This window comes from Ruegeria sp. SATB027 (assembly GCF_059613825.1).
Map to the genome: position 1 here is coordinate 1 of NZ_JBXWTH010000024.1, position 16,127 is coordinate 16,127.

At 57.5% G+C, this 16,127-nt stretch carries 18 protein-coding genes and 2 pseudogenes; 12 read left to right on the forward strand and 8 right to left on the reverse strand.

Annotation, left to right across the window (positions count from 1 at the left end):
- Positions 1–77: 77 nt before the first annotated feature.
- The 4 genes and pseudogenes from AC2FPW_RS04235 to nhaA form a co-directional block, all read left to right on the forward strand.
- Positions 78–545, forward strand: a pseudogene (locus AC2FPW_RS04235) (Tn3 family transposase); the annotation flags it as partial.
- 130 nt (positions 546–675) lie between these two features.
- Positions 676–1,227, forward strand: a complete 552-nt coding sequence (locus tag AC2FPW_RS04240; RefSeq protein WP_260027330.1) for a recombinase family protein — start codon at positions 676–678, stop codon at positions 1,225–1,227.
- 60 nt (positions 1,228–1,287) lie between these two features.
- Positions 1,288–1,644 (forward strand): class I SAM-dependent methyltransferase, encoded by a 357-nt coding sequence (locus AC2FPW_RS04245; RefSeq protein WP_496812656.1) that lies wholly within the window; start codon positions 1,288–1,290, stop codon positions 1,642–1,644.
- Between the two features lie 350 nt (positions 1,645–1,994).
- Positions 1,995–3,350, forward strand: coding sequence for a Na+/H+ antiporter NhaA (gene nhaA / locus AC2FPW_RS04250; RefSeq protein ID WP_496812657.1), 1,356 nt, complete (start codon positions 1,995–1,997; stop codon positions 3,348–3,350).
- Here the strand turns inward: nhaA and AC2FPW_RS04255 are convergent.
- The 3 genes from AC2FPW_RS04255 to AC2FPW_RS04265 form a co-directional block, all read right to left on the reverse strand.
- Positions 3,347–5,146, reverse strand: coding sequence for an SLC13 family permease (locus tag AC2FPW_RS04255; protein WP_496812658.1), 1,800 nt, complete (start codon positions 5,144–5,146; stop codon positions 3,347–3,349). The two genes, nhaA and AC2FPW_RS04255, sit on opposite strands and share 4 nt — an antisense overlap.
- A 221-nt stretch (positions 5,147–5,367) precedes the next feature.
- The gene (locus AC2FPW_RS04260; protein ID WP_037321711.1) at positions 5,368–6,333 is read right to left on the reverse strand and encodes a fatty acid desaturase; all 966 of its coding nucleotides are present in this window, start codon (positions 6,331–6,333) and stop codon (positions 5,368–5,370) included.
- A gap of 296 nt (positions 6,334–6,629) precedes the next feature.
- Positions 6,630–6,872, reverse strand: a complete 243-nt coding sequence (locus tag AC2FPW_RS04265; protein WP_010442275.1) for a hypothetical protein — start codon at positions 6,870–6,872, stop codon at positions 6,630–6,632.
- A 154-nt stretch (positions 6,873–7,026) separates the two neighbouring features.
- Between AC2FPW_RS04265 and AC2FPW_RS04270 the strand changes: the two genes are divergently transcribed.
- On the forward strand, positions 7,027–7,761 hold the full coding sequence (locus AC2FPW_RS04270; RefSeq protein ID WP_496812659.1) for a Crp/Fnr family transcriptional regulator: 735 nt from the start codon (positions 7,027–7,029) through the stop codon (positions 7,759–7,761).
- A 58-nt stretch (positions 7,762–7,819) separates the two neighbouring features.
- Here the strand turns inward: AC2FPW_RS04270 and AC2FPW_RS04275 are convergent, their stop codons facing one another.
- The 3 genes from AC2FPW_RS04275 to AC2FPW_RS04285 all read right to left on the reverse strand — a co-directional run bounded on the left by AC2FPW_RS04275 (position 7,820) and on the right by AC2FPW_RS04285 (position 9,251).
- The gene (locus AC2FPW_RS04275; RefSeq protein ID WP_496812660.1) at positions 7,820–8,008 is read right to left on the reverse strand and encodes a hypothetical protein; all 189 of its coding nucleotides are present in this window, start codon (positions 8,006–8,008) and stop codon (positions 7,820–7,822) included.
- 323 nt (positions 8,009–8,331) lie between these two features.
- On the reverse strand, positions 8,332–8,730 hold the full coding sequence (locus tag AC2FPW_RS04280; protein ID WP_496812661.1) for a hypothetical protein: 399 nt from the start codon (positions 8,728–8,730) through the stop codon (positions 8,332–8,334).
- Positions 8,727–9,251 carry a hypothetical protein gene (locus AC2FPW_RS04285; protein ID WP_496812662.1) on the reverse strand — a complete coding sequence of 175 codons (525 nt, stop codon included), beginning with the start codon at positions 9,249–9,251 and terminating at the stop codon, positions 8,727–8,729. Before AC2FPW_RS04285 ends, AC2FPW_RS04280 begins: the two co-directional genes overlap by 4 nt.
- Positions 9,252–9,496: 245 nt before the next feature.
- Between AC2FPW_RS04285 and AC2FPW_RS04290 the strand changes: the two genes are divergently transcribed.
- From AC2FPW_RS04290 to AC2FPW_RS04320, 7 genes and pseudogenes are all read left to right on the forward strand, one after another.
- On the forward strand, positions 9,497–9,763 hold the full coding sequence (locus tag AC2FPW_RS04290; RefSeq protein ID WP_496812663.1) for a hypothetical protein: 267 nt from the start codon (positions 9,497–9,499) through the stop codon (positions 9,761–9,763).
- A 38-nt stretch (positions 9,764–9,801) separates the two neighbouring features.
- Complete coding sequence (locus AC2FPW_RS04295; protein WP_496809056.1) at positions 9,802–10,188, forward strand: hypothetical protein; 387 nt, start codon at positions 9,802–9,804, stop codon at positions 10,186–10,188.
- Between the two features lie 8 nt (positions 10,189–10,196).
- Positions 10,197–10,655, forward strand: a complete 459-nt coding sequence (locus tag AC2FPW_RS04300; RefSeq protein ID WP_496809055.1) for a hypothetical protein — start codon at positions 10,197–10,199, stop codon at positions 10,653–10,655.
- A gap of 16 nt (positions 10,656–10,671) precedes the next feature.
- Positions 10,672–11,163 (forward strand): hypothetical protein, encoded by a 492-nt coding sequence (locus tag AC2FPW_RS04305; protein ID WP_496809054.1) that lies wholly within the window; start codon positions 10,672–10,674, stop codon positions 11,161–11,163.
- Between the two features lie 75 nt (positions 11,164–11,238).
- On the forward strand, positions 11,239–12,306 hold the full coding sequence (gene hflK, locus AC2FPW_RS04310) for an FtsH protease activity modulator HflK (protein WP_496812664.1): 1,068 nt from the start codon (positions 11,239–11,241) through the stop codon (positions 12,304–12,306).
- On the forward strand, positions 12,303–13,322 hold the full coding sequence (gene hflC, locus AC2FPW_RS04315) for a protease modulator HflC (RefSeq protein WP_496812665.1): 1,020 nt from the start codon (positions 12,303–12,305) through the stop codon (positions 13,320–13,322). The genes hflK and hflC overlap by 4 nt, the downstream gene beginning before the upstream one ends.
- Positions 13,323–13,635: 313 nt before the next feature.
- A pseudogene (locus tag AC2FPW_RS04320) lies at positions 13,636–13,919 on the forward strand (integrase catalytic domain-containing protein); the annotation flags it as partial.
- Here the strand turns inward: AC2FPW_RS04320 and AC2FPW_RS04325 are convergent.
- Positions 13,834–14,589, reverse strand: coding sequence for a type 1 glutamine amidotransferase (locus AC2FPW_RS04325; protein ID WP_496812666.1), 756 nt, complete (start codon positions 14,587–14,589; stop codon positions 13,834–13,836). The pseudogene AC2FPW_RS04320 and the gene AC2FPW_RS04325 overlap by 86 nt on opposite strands.
- A 26-nt stretch (positions 14,590–14,615) precedes the next feature.
- Positions 14,616–16,118 (reverse strand): aldehyde dehydrogenase family protein, encoded by a 1,503-nt coding sequence (locus tag AC2FPW_RS04330; protein ID WP_496812667.1) that lies wholly within the window; start codon positions 16,116–16,118, stop codon positions 14,616–14,618.
- Positions 16,119–16,127 lie beyond the last annotated feature (9 nt).

Consider the following 16,127-nt stretch of genomic DNA (forward strand, 5'->3'; position numbering starts at 1 on the left):
GGCCTTTAACAATATGACTTGGAAAATGGCCGCATAGGGTCAATAGTGAAACTGTCCGGAAACAGGGACGAAGTCCAGGCACGGCCGATCCGGAAGCCATCCTGCGTCGCTTTGCACGCGCCGATGTGATGCATCCAACATACAAGGCACTCGCTGAACTGGGGCGTGCGATCAAGACTATCTTTCTGTGCAGGTATCTACGATCCGAAGATTTCCGCCGCGAGATTCATGAAGGACTGAATGTAGTGGAGAACTGGAACAGCGCCAATGGCTTCGTGTTCTTTGGCAAAGGCGGCGAGATTTCCAGCAACCGGATTGCCGATCAGGAAATCTCCGCCCATGCCTTGCATCTGCTTCAGGCATCCCTTGTCTATGTGAACACACGCATGGTGCAATCCGTGTTGTCGGAACCAGGATGGGCAACTCGCCTGTCCGAGCGGGATTACCACGGCCTCACTCCATTGATCTATTCCCACATCAATCCGTATGGTCGGTTCGATGTCGATTTGGAAAAGCGGATCGACTTTGGGGCAATGGCCGCGTGATCTGTGCGTCACAAAAGGGTACACCCGCAGGAGACAGGGTGATGTGGCACGCCAAGATGTCACAAATGAGTAGTCAACAGCATATTGTTACATTATCAGAATGGGAACCACCCTAATGTGACAGTTTGCTATGCCCAAGATTGGATATGCCCGCGTCAGCTCATCAAGCCAGGATCTTGATATCCAGAAAGCCACGCTGAGAGCAGCAGGCTGTCAGATCGTCCGATCCGAAACAGTCTCTGGTGCTTCCCGTGATGACCGTTCTGAATTGGCTACAGTGATGGAATTTCTGCGCGAAGGGGATGAGCTGGTTGTTCATCGCCTAGATCGCCTCGGTCGTTCCACGCGTGACGTGCTGAACTTGGTATATGAGTTGGACGCCAAGGGCGCATCACTTCGTGTTCTTGAACCGCACGTAACCACCGCCGGAGATATGGGTCGCATGGTCATCACCGTTCTCGGTATGGTCGCCGATATGGAGCTGAAGTTTATCCGCGACCGTCAGCGTGCTGGGATCGACACCGCCAAAGGTAAGGGTGTCTACAAGGGGCGGCGGAAATCCGTAGATGATGAGGAAATCCGGCGATTGGCGAGCGAGGGCACCGCAAAAGCCCAGATCGCGCGTGAACTAGGGATTTCAAGAATGACCGTATACCGGGCGCTTGCTGATACAGACGTCTGAACCAGCCCTTCGTGTTTCGCGCTGTGGAAGTCTTCGGATCGAAGATACCGGCCAAGGAAGATGGATTTGACGCAAGAGTTATACGATGCGGCAAACGAGATTTCGGAAGGGGTCAACTTGAGCGACAAAACCGTGTTCCTTCAGGGTGATTCAACAAACCTTTCTTTTCCCGACAACCATTTCGATGGTGCGGTTCCAGTTCACGTCGCTATGAACGTCCCGGAAAAGGCTACGGTCTATGCCGAGGCGCGAAGTTTTCTCAAACCCGGCGCAAGGTTTAGAATTTATGACATTTTGCAGGGAGAAGGCGGTGAGTTTTGTATCCGGCACCTTAGGCTTCAGAACCTTCGATCAGTCATCTCGCGACACCCGAGGAAATGTCCACGCATCTATTGGCCGCTGGTTTCAAAATTCTGAGTGAAGCGGACTCAACTTTGGAAAGTTACAGCTGGCTCAAGGAAAGAGCCGAAGCACCGAAGCCTGACAAACGACTTCTGGTGACGATCCAGCTATTGTTCGGAGCCGTTCCCGGGGAAATGACAAAGAACCAACTCCGGGGCTTCATGAATGCCGGATGCTAACCTGTTCCTTAATTTGTGAAGCCTAATCAACCGTTTCCGCATTGTCCGTTTCTCAGAAACTGAAAAACCTGCTGGTGAATATCCTGCGTGGATGGCTCCTGCATAGCAAGACACTGGTCCACGTGGTCATTGCGTCCACGCTTCAATGGCGTAGTCTCTTTTTACCCGAATTGGCGTAGTTGTCCCATGATAGACAATCATCAAAGCCTGCCCCAAGAGTCCGCCGACAGGATAACAAAACCCTTCGCACGCTTCCTTGAGATCCAAGCGGCCGCGAGTGGGCTCCTATTCCTGGCTGTTCTGCTGGCTGTGGCGCTGGCAAACTCGCCTTGGCAAGAAGGCTTCCTGGGCTTCTGGAAGACCCCAATTGGCCTGACATTCGGTTCGTTCGATTTCACCCGCTCGCTGCGACACTGGATCAACGACGGGCTGATGACCCTCTTCTTTTTCGTGCTTTCTCTGGAGCTCAAGCGCGAGATCGTACTGGGCGAATTGCAAAACCCGCGACAGGCCGCCCTGCCGTTCGCGGGCGCTTTGGGTGGCATGGTGGTGCCGGTCGGGCTCTATCATTTGTTGATGTCCGGGCAGCCCGAGGCGCACGGCTGGGGAACCGTGATGGCAACCGATACGGCGTTCGTGATTGGATGCCTGGCGCTTTTCGGAAGGCGGATCCCGTCCACCTTGCGTCTGTTCCTTCTTTCTCTGGCCATTTTTGACGATGTCGGCGCAATTCTCGTCGTCGCCTTCGGTTACGGGGAAGCGTTGAACTGGTCGGCGCTCGGTTTGGGTCTGCTGGGAATTGGTGTCGTCGCAGGCGCCTCGCGCGTCGGGATCAGAAGTGTCCCGGTTTATTTTCTTCTCGGTGCGGCAGTCTGGCTATGCATCGATGCCTCCGGCGTTCATGCGACCATCGCAGGGGTCATTCTGGGCCTTATGACGCCGACGCGCATATGGGTAAGCGATGCCCGGCTGCATGCAATCCTTGGACGCCTACGCGCCGTTCCGGCCGGCGATCGGCAGCAGGGAGATACCGCAACCCGCCATAACCTGCGTCAAGCAAGCAGAGCGGTCACGGAGGCACTCTCGCCAGTCGAACGGCTCGAGACAATGCTGCACCCTTGGGTCGGCTTTGCAATCATGCCGATTTTCGCGCTGGCAAATGCCGGCATCACGGTTCAGGGTGCCGATTTCGAACAACCGGTCTCCTTGGCGATAATTGTCGGTCTGGTGCTAGGAAAACCGATCGGCGTCTTCGGGTTCAGCTGGCTAGCTGTCCGATCAGGCCTGGCAGTGTTAGCGCCGGGCTTGTCGGGGCCGTTAATTCTGGCCGGCTCGTTTCTCACTGGTATCGGTTTCACGATGTCGCTGTTCATAGCGGGCTTGGCCTTCGATCCGGCGACGCTGAACGCCGCAAAGCTTGGAACTCTCTCAGGATCAGCTATTGCCGCAACGGCCGGGATCCTCATGCTGCTCCTGCTGACAATTCACGCAGCGCGCACAAAAAGCGCCACAAGCACCGCAGAACAAGACCGGGTACCCTAGAATGGGAAGAATACCGGGATCACCCCAACCACGGCTGCGCCGACGATAAGATTCATCGGCACGCCGATCCTGAGGAAGTCGGAAAACTTGTAGTTCCCAGCGCCATATACCAATGTGTTGGTCTGATAGCCGACCGGAGTGGCGAAACTTGCACTTGCGCCAAACATCACAGCGACGACGAACGGCTTGGCGTCGACACCGAGTTGTTCCGCAACACCGATCGCGAGAGGTGTAACGACGACGGCTACGGCGTTGTTGGTAACCGCCTCGGTGAGCGCCGAAGACAGTATGTAGATCACAGCGAGCGTGACAATTAGGGGCAACTCTACGAGAGTCGGCACCAATGTCTCCACGATCAGGTTGACTGCTCCTGCATTCTGCATACCGCTGCCGACGATTAGCATGGAAAAGATCAGCACAAGGACGCTGGCGTCGATGGACGCCCAGGCTTCGCCGCTGTCGATGCACCGGAGCACGAGGATGGCAGCGACCGCGACAAGGGCAAGCACGCTGATCTCGGCGAACCCGGCTGCGGCGAGCGCCACAACCGCGAAAAGCGCGAACAGAGCCAGCGGCGCTTTCCCGCGGCGGAAGGCGCGCCCCCCGGCATCCGTGATCGCGGCAAGATCGCCCGCCTCGGTCATTCGGGCAAAGCCTTCAGGCGTTCCTTCCAAAAGCAGCGTATCGGCGGGGCGCAATAGCGCCGTCGACAGGTCGGGTCCAAGCACTTCCCCATGTCGGTGGGCACCAAGAACACGCATGCCGTATCGGTGCCCCATGGCAAGCTGGGCAATGCGCACTCCGCGGCTTCGGCGTGAAAGCGTCACGATAGCTTCGGCGACGATCAGCTCCGAGGTGTTTTCGGCCGCTGGCCCCTGGCGCAACCCGACTTCGATCCCTTCAAGTTTCCTGAGGGTGAGCAGTTCTGATGTCGCAACCTTGGCAATGATCCTGTCGCCCGGTTCGAGTATGTGTTCACTCAATCCCTCTCTCTTGACTCCAAAACGCGCACGGATGCCGACGATTTCAACACCTCTTCGGCTGAGGGCGGCGATTTCATGAATCGTTCGACCAATATTCGGGTAGTCCTCTCGCGGGCGTACCTCGGTCAAAAAAGTCGCTTCATCGTCGCCGCCCTGTTCCGCAATATCCTTTCGGTCCGGCAGCAGGACAGGTCCAAGCAGGAGGAGCGCCACACCGCCTGTGGCCGCGGCCACCAGACCGACCGGTGTGATCTCGAAAATTGAAAACGGTTCCAAGCCAGACGCCTGGGAAACGCCGTCCACCAGAAGGTTGGTCGACGTGCCGATCAGAGTACACGTCCCGCCCAGGACGGACATGTAGGATAGCGGAATCAACAGGCGTGTCGCAGCAAAGCCCAGGCTCTGCGCCAAACGAATGGCCACCGGTATGAGGACGATGACGACCGGAGTGTTGTTAATCAGACCCGAGGCGACTAGCGTCGCGATGAGAAACGCCGCTATACCGGCGACCGGGCGCTTGCTCCCTGCGGCGACAACCTTGTTCGCAAGTGCGTCGAGAAGCCCGGTTCGGACCAGCGCGCCGCTGATCACGAACATCGCAGCGATCGTTATGGGTGCAGGGTTCGAAAACGCTGCCAAAACTTCATTCGTGGGGACAAACCCCAAGACGACAAACAGCGCGGCGGCCCCCGCAGCGGTTACGTCCGGTTCGAAGCGCTCGGAAAGAAATGCTGCGAACAGAAGGACGACAACTGCGAGCGCAAGATAGGGTTCATAGTCGGCGATGAGATCAATCAGTCCGCCCTCCTTCATTCATACCTTTGCCGCTGACGATATGGCGGTCACAGCATCCACCTTCCTGATTAGAGCGACAACTGAGTAATCATCCCAATTGTCCCGACAATACTGGCTCAGAAAGAAACCCAACTGGCACAGACGTGGCCGTCCGTGGAACGACAAATGTCCTATTTAGGTGCCCCCAGTTTCCTATCCAACGCGCCAATTCACTGACCAGTGGCAATATTTCGCAAGGCTCAGACGGGAAGTGCCCGGGCCTCTGCAAACGATAGCAATCTGCGGCTTTTCTCATCCCAAAGGTGCAGTCGCGCGCAGCGGAAGCTTTCCCAAAGCGTAATGCGTCTGGTCTGCGCCAGGGCGTCGTGATCCTTGACTACGTCGTGCAAACGGTAAAAGGGGATGCGGCTGGCCAGATGATGCACATGGTGGACTCCGATGTTCCCGGTGATCCAGCGCAGGATGCCGGGCAGAGCGTAGTGCGAACTGCCGTGAAGGGACGCGTCCCGGATGTTCCAGTCTTCCTCGTGCCGCCAGCTGGTTTTCTCAAACTGATGCTGCATGTAGAAAAACCACATGCCGGCTATTGCGGCCAGAAGCATCGTCGGCAGGAAGACGAACAGCAGTACTTCCCACCCGCCCAGCAAGACAATCACTGTCAGAGTGAGGCCTATGGCAGCGTTTGTCGCCATCGCACTCAACCAGTAGCGCCAGCCGGACCGCATCAGATGGACGGGCAGCCGGTTGTGCAGAAAGAACGTGTAAAACGGCACCACCCCGAACAGGAAAACCGGATGGCGTAACAGGCGGTAAAGCGTACGGCCGGGCCATCCCTTCCCGCGGTACTCTCTGACTGTCAGCACCGGCAGGTCTCCGATGCCCCGCCGGTCCAGGTTTCCGCTCGTGGCGTGGTGGATCGCGTGGGTCTTGCGCCAGACGTCATAGGGCGTCAGCGTGATAACGCCGATCACGCGACCGATCCAATCGCACAGACGCCGGTCGCGGAACAGGGAACCATGTCCGCAGTCGTGCTGGATTATGAACAGCCGGAGCAGGAAGGCTGCATTCGCCAACGCGAGAGCCAGTGCCAACACGGTGCTGATCGAGAGCACCCACCAGGCAACCGCCCATATTGCCACGAAAGGCACGAGCGTGACCGTCAGTTCGAAAATGCTGCGGGAGGGGATTGGCTGCCGGTACTTCATCAGGGTTCGTGTCCAGTCTGATGCGGTCAGCTGCGCCTCTTCCTGTCTCGGACCGGTTACACCGGAGGGGTATCCCGCGCCGGGTGCCCCACCCGTGACGGGCAAGGGTCCTGGCTGGACCCGCGCTTGCCGCGCGGTCGAGGCAGATCCGGCTTTCAACATGTCAGTTTGGACGCTGCCGTCTTGGTGGCATGTGCCAACTGGCATGTCTTGATGACCGGGCTGTTGGCCCTGTGCCTTGTACGAGTTGGACGAAAACGGCATAGGCAATGTCCAACCCGGTGCAATTGAGCATGTCATCCCGGCGGCCTCCGAACGGAGTTCCCGCCAGCAATGATCCGGTTGATCAGAGCCGCCACGGCCAGGTGCGCCTCTATCTCGTTGTCAGTGCCAGCCGCGTTCTCATGTGTCTTTGCCGCATCGCGCAGGATACCCACGATCTCGTGTTCAGGCAGGACTTTGTTATCGTTCATAGCCAGCAGCAGTGCTTCGCAGATCGAGAGGGCGGCCACTCCCGGGAAGTCCTTCTCGCTAAGCATTTTGTGGTTTCCTTCCAGGTAACGCTTAGAGTTACGCGCGACCGGGCGGCCTCGCTTTTCACCAGCATCTTCGCAGAAAAAAGGCTAAGCTGGGCTAACCGAAAGCAGTCTCCGCACGATTGCGTCTGGAGATTTTTCGGCTTGTGAGGCCCCGATGACGGATATCTTAGAAAGCCCGCTTACAAAGAAGTTACAAGTCTTCCTCGCCTTGTCTGAAGATGAATTGGATGTTTTGAAGCGTCTGCATCTGCGCCGCCGGTCCTTCACGGCGGGGCGTGATCTTGTGCATCAGGGGCAATCTGATCAGGCCGCTTACATTCTGGCCGCCGGCTGGGTGTGTTCCTACAAGCTTCAGCCGGACGGAACCCGACAGATCGTAGACTTCCAGATACCAGGGGATTTTCTTGGATTGCGCAGCGTCCTGCTGCGCACCTCCGACCACAGTTTCGAGCCGGTCACGGACATTCAGGCGGTGGAGGTTCTGGAGGACGACCTTCTGGAAGCATTCGAGAAAACGCCTCGCCTGGCGGCAGCCGTTCTCTGGGCAGCATCACGGGACGAAGCCATGGTCGTCGAACACCTCGTTGGAGTTGGCCGACGCGCCGCGGATGCGCGCATGGCGCATTTTCTTCTGGAACTGGGGGCAAGGCTGAAGTTGGTCGGAATGGGGAGCAAGGAAGGGTACGCCTGCCCATTGACACAGTATCATCTTGCTGATGCACTCGGCCTAAGCGCTGTCCATGTGAACCGTGTTTTGCGGAAGCTTCGCGAAAGCGGTCTGCTGACCTTTCAGGACGGCCGCGTGACGTTCGACGACTATGACGGATTGGTGGGCTTTTCGGGTTTCGATCTGGCGTATCTGGATCAGACCGACCCACTTTTGAAATGAAGGAGGCCGCCCTTCGCTAAACTTGGGGCGGCCTGATTTTCTTCTAAGACGAGATAAGTCAGCTAATCGCTTTTGCAGCCGCGTCGAGTTCCCTGTTCGTCTCGTCGTAGTTATTCGCCTCGTGCGCTTTCTCGGCAGCCTGGTAGTGTTCCAGCGCCCGATCCTTTCTGGGACCGGCAGGCGCTTTGTCACAAGCTGCTTTGACCGAGGTCATCTTCTCGGTGGCATTGGTTTGTTCAGGTGTCATTAGAATGTCCTTTCCTGGACATTCCGAGAGTAGGAGACGCTGGGCAATGCGGCTCGTTTCAAGAACCGCACGCTTCACGCGCTTCTATTTCGCTCGGAACTGAGTGCCGCCGGAGATTCGGCAGGCACAAATATATGTACTCATCTTCTCCGCTCCGCTGCACTGACGCAGGTTAGCCTGGGACACTCGAAAGTTGTACTGTCCGCTTGGGCATCGGCTGTAGTGGTCAAGTTCTGGTTCTGAATCCAGACCCAGGGGCCGGTTCACATGTCAATAAGTTCGTTAGAGGTTTCGCCCCAAGGTGAAGATTCATCCTGCTGGAGTCAGGTGGTGGGGGTTTGCTGATGTGACAGCCGCAGCCACCGACCGTTGTCCAGAAGATATGTGGACGCGCAGAGCGCCTCATAGATTGGTGAACCCGACTTTTCAGCGAATACGCGATAGGCGAGCACGGCAATGGCTCCTTGCCTGATTTGGCTACGGTCTTTCATTTCCACGGTTCGCCAGCCCGTGTTTTTCTTCATATGCTCCAGGATCTGTCCGCCCTGAAGGATGCCTGGCGGATAGGGAAGTATCATCACTGCATTTGTTGCAGTCACCGTGCGAGCGCTGTCCGCGCCGCTGGTCCAGTGTCGCGCCTCCAGATCCCAGAGGATCGCATTGTCCAGACCGGGCGTGCCGCCCTGCCTGCGGTCGCCGTCCTGTGCTTTGCCCAAGGTCATTGGCCCGTTCCCGGAGTGCCAGCGAGTATTAATTGCACAATCAGAAAGAAGATCGTCAGTACCGCCCATATCAATCCAGGAAAATTTGCCGGCCGGTTTTCCACACCACCAGAATCAGCCCTTAAACGCTTACGTCGTTTGGGAAGAAGACGGGTCAGTTCCCGCGCGAGCGTTCCGCTATCCTGTTTGAGTTCGGGCACGTCACGGAATTGCGACAACAGCATCTCCAGTCGCGAACCAGCGGCCTTTTCCTCCAAAGCGGCAAGCGCGGCTGCCTCTTCCCAAGGTTCGAGTTTTAGCCTTGCAAGGGCCGAAAGTACCGTAACAGCATTGCCTTTCCGGTCTTCACCAACGAAGGCCTGCAAAAAACGATCGAACTCAGGGCTATGCGGGTAAAGAATGCCACCTGCGGGCATCACCGTTTCCTCCTTTTCAATTGTTTTCGGATCTTGGGAGCGAACGTGCCGAATGACCGGGGCCTCCTCTGGCAGGATCAAAATGTTTCGGATTGTTTTGATCATACCCGCATCGCCTGGAGCATGCGCTGACGCAGATCAGCCGGTGTCCAAACTTCTGAAGTCAAGCATCAGGGCAGCTCCAAGGTTCGCCAGCACTGCCCAGGGCCCAGCGGCGCTAACATGGGTCAGCGCGCATCGCCCGGTTCTGGGATAATGTATGATGACCGCAAATGCAGGCTACCTCTCTGCAATCAGGATACGGCAGCCTTTGCAGCGCGGAAGGCACGTATACATCGCGGAGACCGGAGATGGCGCTGCGTTCAATCAGATCCACCGTGACCTTCCCGCGCCCGTTTACCCTATCCGGATATTCGGACGAGCTGCCTGCCGGTGAATACGAAGTATTGGTTGAGGAAGAACTTATCGAGACGCTGAGTTTCCCGGCTTACCGCAGAACAGCGATTTTCCTGACTATAAACGGCAAGGGGCGTTCGCTGGGCCGAACAGAAATGCGGCCAATTACCTGGACCGACCTGGAAACGGCACTTGGCCGCGGCATTCAATATGACATCTGAAGATAGCGAGGCGGCGCTTTGCCGCTGGAGGAACTACGATGAACACTCCCGAATGGCTTAAACCCGGCCTCTACGGCGCCGTCATCGGCGCGGTACTTGTCAGTGTAGCTGGATTTTCTTGGGGCGGCTGGGTAACCGGCCGAACCTCGAACGACAGGTCCGTGGCTATGGCCCGTGAACATGTTGCCACCGCATTGGTGCCAGTCTGTCTGGACATGGCCCGATCCGATCCGGAACGGGCTGCCAAGATGGCGGCGATCCGGGCAGCCTCTACCTTCCGGCAGCGAGAGGCCCTCATGGCGGCTGGCTGGGCGACGGTACCAGGCACAGAGACCCCGAACCGGGACATCGCGCAAGCCTGCCTTGCAGCCCTTGACGTAGACAAGTCACCGGAGCGTCCGGAAAACACGATCACTGAAGGATGAGCAGCGCCATGTCACCACAACTGACTGAAACAACCGATCTTGAACGGCGCGTTCTAGCCCATGAACGGGTTCTCCAGTCGCTCATTGCTTACATGTCGCACACGGAACCGCGTTTTCTTGAGCACCTGAAGAAGCGTTTTGTTGAGCCGATGGCCATGGTGCGGCACGAGCATGACCACCGGAACGCGGATGACTACGCGGAGGAGTTTATTCGCGCCGTGATGGCCCTTGGAGAAACGCAATTGCCAAAGACAGTGAGCTCCAGCGTACTCGTTAAGCCATTGCACCAACCGGAAAAGAGACAAACTTCGGCACACCCCTATTATCCCACTGCGCAAGCTGATCGTGTCTGTGTCAGAGAGAGGAATGGGATTTGGGAGGTCAAGGTGGATGGCGTGTTCCACGGAGACTACCACGACAAGGGCATTGCTCTGGCAGCCGCAGCTTTGGCGCGCTTGTCGCTTTGATGAGAGGACTTCTCCTATGAACGAGCTAGTCAGAAAGTCCATTGCGGTTTTCGCCCGGCCTTTCAGTGTGCCTGGCTTCGACGAGACGCTTCCGGCAGGAGAGTACGATATTGAAACGGAACTGTGTTCACCGCCCGACCATCTGCACCCGGAAGCCTGGAAAGCATCTGTAGCGGTGAGACTGCATTCTCGGGCATCCCACCCCGGCCTGACGAGAACCTTGGCGGTTTCACTGGCCGACCTCGATGATGCCCTGGCAAAGGACAAGCTGACCGGAAAAGATCTGGCCGAAATTTTCCTCGAAGAAATGCTGGCAGACCCGATGGTTCGGCTGGTGATGGAGGCCGACGGTGTTTCCGAGATGCAGCTTCGGCATCTCTACGCGGGCGGGCGCGCATCTCAGGCGGACAAAGAGGCACGGGATGCGGATACAGCAGGTACATCGCCACAAGAAAACTCACAAATACAGGCTGCGGAGAACGAAGGAATGCCGACACAGAGGGAATAAGACACGTGGATCCACCCCGCGGACCGCCAGAGTCTGCGCCGGGTGCCGGTTCGCACGAGCAAGGGAGAAAACGATATGCCCGAACAGAACGGCGGCCCGGAAGACCGTGGGCCATGGCAAAGCAAACAGAAGAGCAATCCTCCCGAGATTGACGATCTTCTTCGTCAAGGCCGCGACCGCCTGAGCGGATTACTCCCTGAAGGGCGGCCGCCTCTGAGAGGGGTACTGGTTGCAGGAGCGATAGTCTTGGCGGCGGTTGCAGCCTGGTCTTCTTATTACACAGTCCCGAGCGACTCGGTCGCCGTTGTCCAGCGTTTCGGCAAATACACTGCTGAGGTTCCGCCTGGCCTGCATTTCAAATTCCCGTTTGGCATCGACGTTGCCACACTGGTGCCCGTAAAACGGCAGCTGAAGCAGGAATTCGGATTCACCACGCCGGGCAGGAGTGATCCCTTCCAAAGCCCGTCAGACGGCCGACGTGAAACCGAAATGGTTACGGGAGATCTGAACGCCGCGCTTGTGGAATGGGTGGTGCAGTATCGGATCTCGGACCCCCTGAAGTTCCTGTTCGAGGTACGCGAGCCAAGCGCGACTTTGCGCTACGTCTCTGAGTCCGTGATGCGCGAGGTCGTTGGAGACCGCACGGTTGACGAGGTCATCACCATCGGCCGGCAGGAGATTGAGAGCGAGGCACTTTTTAAGATGCAGGCTCTGTCCACGAAATACGCCATGGGCATCAGTATCGACCAGGTGCAGCTGAAGAACATCAACCCGCCGGGGCCTGTTCAGGCGTCATTCAATGAGGTCAACCAGGCCCAGCAGGAAAAGGAACGCCTGATCAACGAGGCGCGCCGCGAGTACAACAAAGTCATTCCGCTGGCCGAGGGCGAGAAAGATCAGCGGATTCGAGAGGCTGACGGTTATCGCCTGAAACGCATCAACGAGGCGGAAGGCGACGCTGCGCGGTTCACCGCGCTTTTGGCCGAATACGTCAAGGCACCAGAGGTCACGAGGCGGCGGATATACATAGAAACCCTCCAGGATGTTCTGCCCACAATCCTGTCAAAAATCATTGTCGAAGGATCGACTACGAGCATCCTGCCGCTTTTGAACCTGGACAGGCTTCAGGAGGACCCGTCATGAGCATCAGACTGGGCCTCATTGCAGGGATTGCGGCTGCAGTTGGCGTGATTGCCTCCGGTTCCCTCTACACAGTTGGCGAAGTCGAACAGGCTATTATCACCCAATTCGGCAAACCCGTGGGAGAACCAGTTATAACGGCCGGTTTAAAGCTGAAGCTGCCCATCGTTCAGGAAGTCAACCGGATCGACCGCCGGGTTCTTGAGTGGGATGGCAATCCGTCCGACATGCCCACCAAGGACAAGCTCTACATTTCCGTCGATCTTTTCGCCCGCTGGAAAATCACCGACCCGTTGCAATATTTCCTGCGGCTGCGCGATGAGCGCAGCGCGCAATCCCGTCTGGACGATATTCTCGGCAGCGAAACCCGCAATGCCGTCGCCAAACACGAGTTGATAGAGATTATCCGGACTACGAAAGGCCGGATCCCGCTGCGGGACACGCTTCTGACTGATGAGGAGCGTGCGCAGGACATAGGTTCTCTGGTTCCTATCCAGAAAGGCCGCGCACTTGTGGAACAAGAGATTTTCGCAGCCGCCTCAGAGAAGGTTCGTGTATTTGGGATCGAGCTTCTCGATATCCGTTTCAAGCGGATCAATTACAACGAGAGTGTGCGTCCGAAGATCTATGACCGCATGATCTCCGAGCGCCGCCAGATCGCTGAACGTTTTCTTTCCGAAGGCAATGGCGAAGCCGCGCGAATTCGCGGCAACCGGGTTCGCGATCTGAACAAGATACAATCCGAAGCGTATCGCGCCGTCGAGGAAATCCGCGGCGTGGCTGACGCCTCGGCGGCTGCGATCTACGCAAAAGCCTACAACATCGACGCCCAAGCAGCCGAATTCTATGCGTTTACCCGGACAATGCAGGCCTACAAGGACATGATTTCAGGCGGAACGACGCTGGTCCTGACAACCGATAGCGAACTTTTCAGGTTTCTGAGAGGAATGGAGGCCGGAGAGCCGTCTGGAAGTACGTCTCCTCTCCCCCCCGGCCTGACGGCTGCGGCCGAACGCTGATGAATCGGAGGCCAAAGAGATGACGGTTGAACCGGTGGATTTAGACGAAAGGCGAAGCGCCGAACGCCAGATTGCGACCGACACCCGTTGCCGCAAATGCGGTGTTTGGGAGCAGACGCCATCCACTCCATCCGCGTTTAATAGGTTCAAAGATTTGGGTTTTCGGCACGTGCATCCGCCGCAAACGCAAAAGTCCAGTTTGTCCGCGTCTTATCGGTTCGCATAGGGCACAACGAATGGCAACTGGTTTACATGTTCACTATTTTTTTCATGACGCCCAAATATGCACGCTCGGGTCAGTTGGGCCAACTAGTTGGGTCTACAGTTCAGGAACAAGCATCTGAAGCGCCGGGTGAAGGCAGAGATACGTGAAGATCGCCAGGAAGCGATCGGCCCAACGACGTCTGGGCGATGGATTTCGTCCACGGCCAGCTCGCCCTGAGTAATAAACTGCGCATCCTGACCGTTGTTGACACGCATTCCCGGCACTGTCCGGCGGCTGACCCACGCTTCACTTACCGGGGCGACGATGCCGTGCAGACTCTCGAAAAGGTCTGCAGGCAGACCGGCTTTCTGCCATCCAGTTGCGATATAGATGCTCTGCCAGCCGCAATGTTTCCGACCTCAATGCGTTCATCTGCTCCAGGCACGCCTCCATGGCCCCTTCCCCGTTGGCCTGATCAAAGGCCTCGCCCACGGCCGGATCCTTGGCCCAGGTGCGCAAGCCTGCCTGATCAACTTCGGGGTGAAACTGCACTGACCGAGCGGTTGACCCCCAGGACATGGCCTGAACCTTGCAAGCTTGTGACAATGCAGTCAGCTGGCAATCCGGCGGCAGCGCAGTGATTTCGGCGCTGTGCCATTGAAACGTTTTGATGCTCGGAGCAAGCCCGGAAAACTCGGGGCGCTCTTGCAATAACTGCACCGAAGAAATGCCAATTTCAGGGCAGCGTGCCGGTCCAACCGTCCCGCCCAGAACATGCGCCAGCATCTGATGGCCAAGGCAAATTCCAAAAAAGGGCATTTCTAGATCCACGACGGCCCGGCGCACCAACTCGAGCTCATGTTGCAACCAATCCAGCGTCTCGGCCTGCCAGACCTGAACCGCGCCACCCAACACCCAAAGGCCATCAAACAGCGCCAGATCCGGGGCAGGCCCGCCCAAGTCGGGCCGAAAGATCGTGATCTGGTGGCCGTCCTGTTGAAACAATGGCTGGAATAGCCCCAACCCTTCATGAAGCGCGTGTTGAAACACCAGAATCCGCATAAAGACCTCTCGCCTGTACCCCAGTGTTATTGGGAAAACAAAACAGAGACGGTTTCAAGGTAAGCCTCTAGTTGCTCTTCCCCAAGGTCCTTGCCAAATCCGGACATTCCCTGTCCGCCAAACGGAAAGGCCGGGTCAAGAAAGCCATGGCCATTCACATAGATCGTCCCTGCGTTCAGGCGGCGCATTAGCCGCAGGACCTGAGCGTGGTCTTGGGAAAAAATCGCGGCCCCTAGCCCATAGTCTGTATCATGGGCCGCACAAATCAGATCCGCTTCGCTTGTTGCACGCCGACAGGCCAGAACCGGCCCGAAAATCTCATCCGTCCAACAGGCGTGATCCGAAGGGCAATCCCCTATGATCACCGGGCCATGAAAGAAACCGGACCCCGCCTGTTCAGACTTGTTCAGCAATAAGGCGAGCCCATCATCTTTGGCTTTTTGGACCAGCGAGGTGACTTTCTGAAAATGCGCCTGCGACGCCAGAGGGCCAAGAAACGTATTGTCCTCTAGCCCAGGGCCAACCTTGAGCGTGCTCACCTTCTGCACCAAGCGATCTGTAAACGCGTCATATATCTCATCTGCTACAATCACCCGGGACCCGGCATCACAGACCTGACCCGCATTGAAGAAAATGCCGTTGATAACACCGTCTACCGCCTGATCCAGATCGGCCGTGCCCGTCACAAGGACCGGAGACTTGCCTCCAAGCTCCAGCGTCAGGCGTTTCATCGTGCCCAACGCCGACGCCCCGATCACCTTTCCGGCCTCTGTCGAGCCGGTAAAGGTGATCTTGCGCACATCCCTGTGTGCAACCAGAGCAGCGCCGGTTTCAGGCCCGGTTCCATTGACCAGGTTAAAGACCCCCGGCGGAAATCCCGCCTCCTGCGTCAGCTCGGCAAACCGCAAGGCGCTCAGCGGGGCAATTTCGCTTGGCTTGGCAACCACGGTACAGCCGGTGGCAAAGGCTGCGGCGCATTTCCAGACGAGGGTTTGCAGCGGAAAGTTCCAGGGCGTAATGGCCGCCACGACTCCAACCGGCTTTTTGAGTGTCAGCCCAAAGAAACTCCTGTCATAGGCTGAAAGCGGCGCAGTTCTGCCGCTGATCTTGCCTGCCCAACCGGCAAAGTATCGCAGCACATCCACGGCCCCTGCGATATCCACCGCAAGCGCCTGATCCACCGATTTGCCGACATCGACGGATTCCATCAAGGCCAGCTCATCTTTGTTGGCCTCGACCAGATCCGCCAAAGCCAGGATCATCTGTTGCCGGTCAAGTGGCCGCATTCCGGCCCAGGCGTTGTCCTCAAATCCGGCCCGCGCGGCAGCAACGGCCTGATCCACGATTGCGGGCCCGGCTTCGTAGGTATGGCTCAGAACACTTGCCGTGCTGGGCTCGATTACCGGGATCGGTGACCCGGCGCGTGAAAGACATCCATTGATCCAATGGCCGACGTCCCGCCGCAGCAAAGCCTGGCTTTCCGCTCCAACCCCATGGGCATTCAAGTATTTGGCAACAGGATCTGTCATGCCGTTCCC

Coding starts and splice junctions, on each gene's coding strand:
- AC2FPW_RS04240 (WP_260027330.1), top strand. CDS start 676: ATGCCCAAGATTGGATATGCCCGCGTCAGCTCATCAAGCCAGGATCTT.
- AC2FPW_RS04245 (WP_496812656.1), top strand. CDS start 1,288: ATGGATTTGACGCAAGAGTTATACGATGCGGCAAACGAGATTTCGGAA.
- nhaA (WP_496812657.1), top strand. CDS start 1,995: ATGATAGACAATCATCAAAGCCTGCCCCAAGAGTCCGCCGACAGGATA.
- AC2FPW_RS04255 (WP_496812658.1), bottom strand. CDS start 5,146: ATGAAGGAGGGCGGACTGATTGATCTCATCGCCGACTATGAACCCTAT.
- AC2FPW_RS04260 (WP_037321711.1), bottom strand. CDS start 6,333: ATGAAGTACCGGCAGCCAATCCCCTCCCGCAGCATTTTCGAACTGACG.
- AC2FPW_RS04265 (WP_010442275.1), bottom strand. CDS start 6,872: ATGCTTAGCGAGAAGGACTTCCCGGGAGTGGCCGCCCTCTCGATCTGC.
- AC2FPW_RS04270 (WP_496812659.1), top strand. CDS start 7,027: ATGACGGATATCTTAGAAAGCCCGCTTACAAAGAAGTTACAAGTCTTC.
- AC2FPW_RS04275 (WP_496812660.1), bottom strand. CDS start 8,008: ATGACACCTGAACAAACCAATGCCACCGAGAAGATGACCTCGGTCAAA.
- AC2FPW_RS04280 (WP_496812661.1), bottom strand. CDS start 8,730: ATGACCTTGGGCAAAGCACAGGACGGCGACCGCAGGCAGGGCGGCACG.
- AC2FPW_RS04285 (WP_496812662.1), bottom strand. CDS start 9,251: ATGATCAAAACAATCCGAAACATTTTGATCCTGCCAGAGGAGGCCCCG.
- AC2FPW_RS04290 (WP_496812663.1), top strand. CDS start 9,497: ATGGCGCTGCGTTCAATCAGATCCACCGTGACCTTCCCGCGCCCGTTT.
- AC2FPW_RS04295 (WP_496809056.1), top strand. CDS start 9,802: ATGAACACTCCCGAATGGCTTAAACCCGGCCTCTACGGCGCCGTCATC.
- AC2FPW_RS04300 (WP_496809055.1), top strand. CDS start 10,197: ATGTCACCACAACTGACTGAAACAACCGATCTTGAACGGCGCGTTCTA.
- AC2FPW_RS04305 (WP_496809054.1), top strand. CDS start 10,672: ATGAACGAGCTAGTCAGAAAGTCCATTGCGGTTTTCGCCCGGCCTTTC.
- hflK (WP_496812664.1), top strand. CDS start 11,239: ATGCCCGAACAGAACGGCGGCCCGGAAGACCGTGGGCCATGGCAAAGC.
- hflC (WP_496812665.1), top strand. CDS start 12,303: ATGAGCATCAGACTGGGCCTCATTGCAGGGATTGCGGCTGCAGTTGGC.
- AC2FPW_RS04325 (WP_496812666.1), bottom strand. CDS start 14,589: ATGCGGATTCTGGTGTTTCAACACGCGCTTCATGAAGGGTTGGGGCTA.
- AC2FPW_RS04330 (WP_496812667.1), bottom strand. CDS start 16,118: ATGACAGATCCTGTTGCCAAATACTTGAATGCCCATGGGGTTGGAGCG.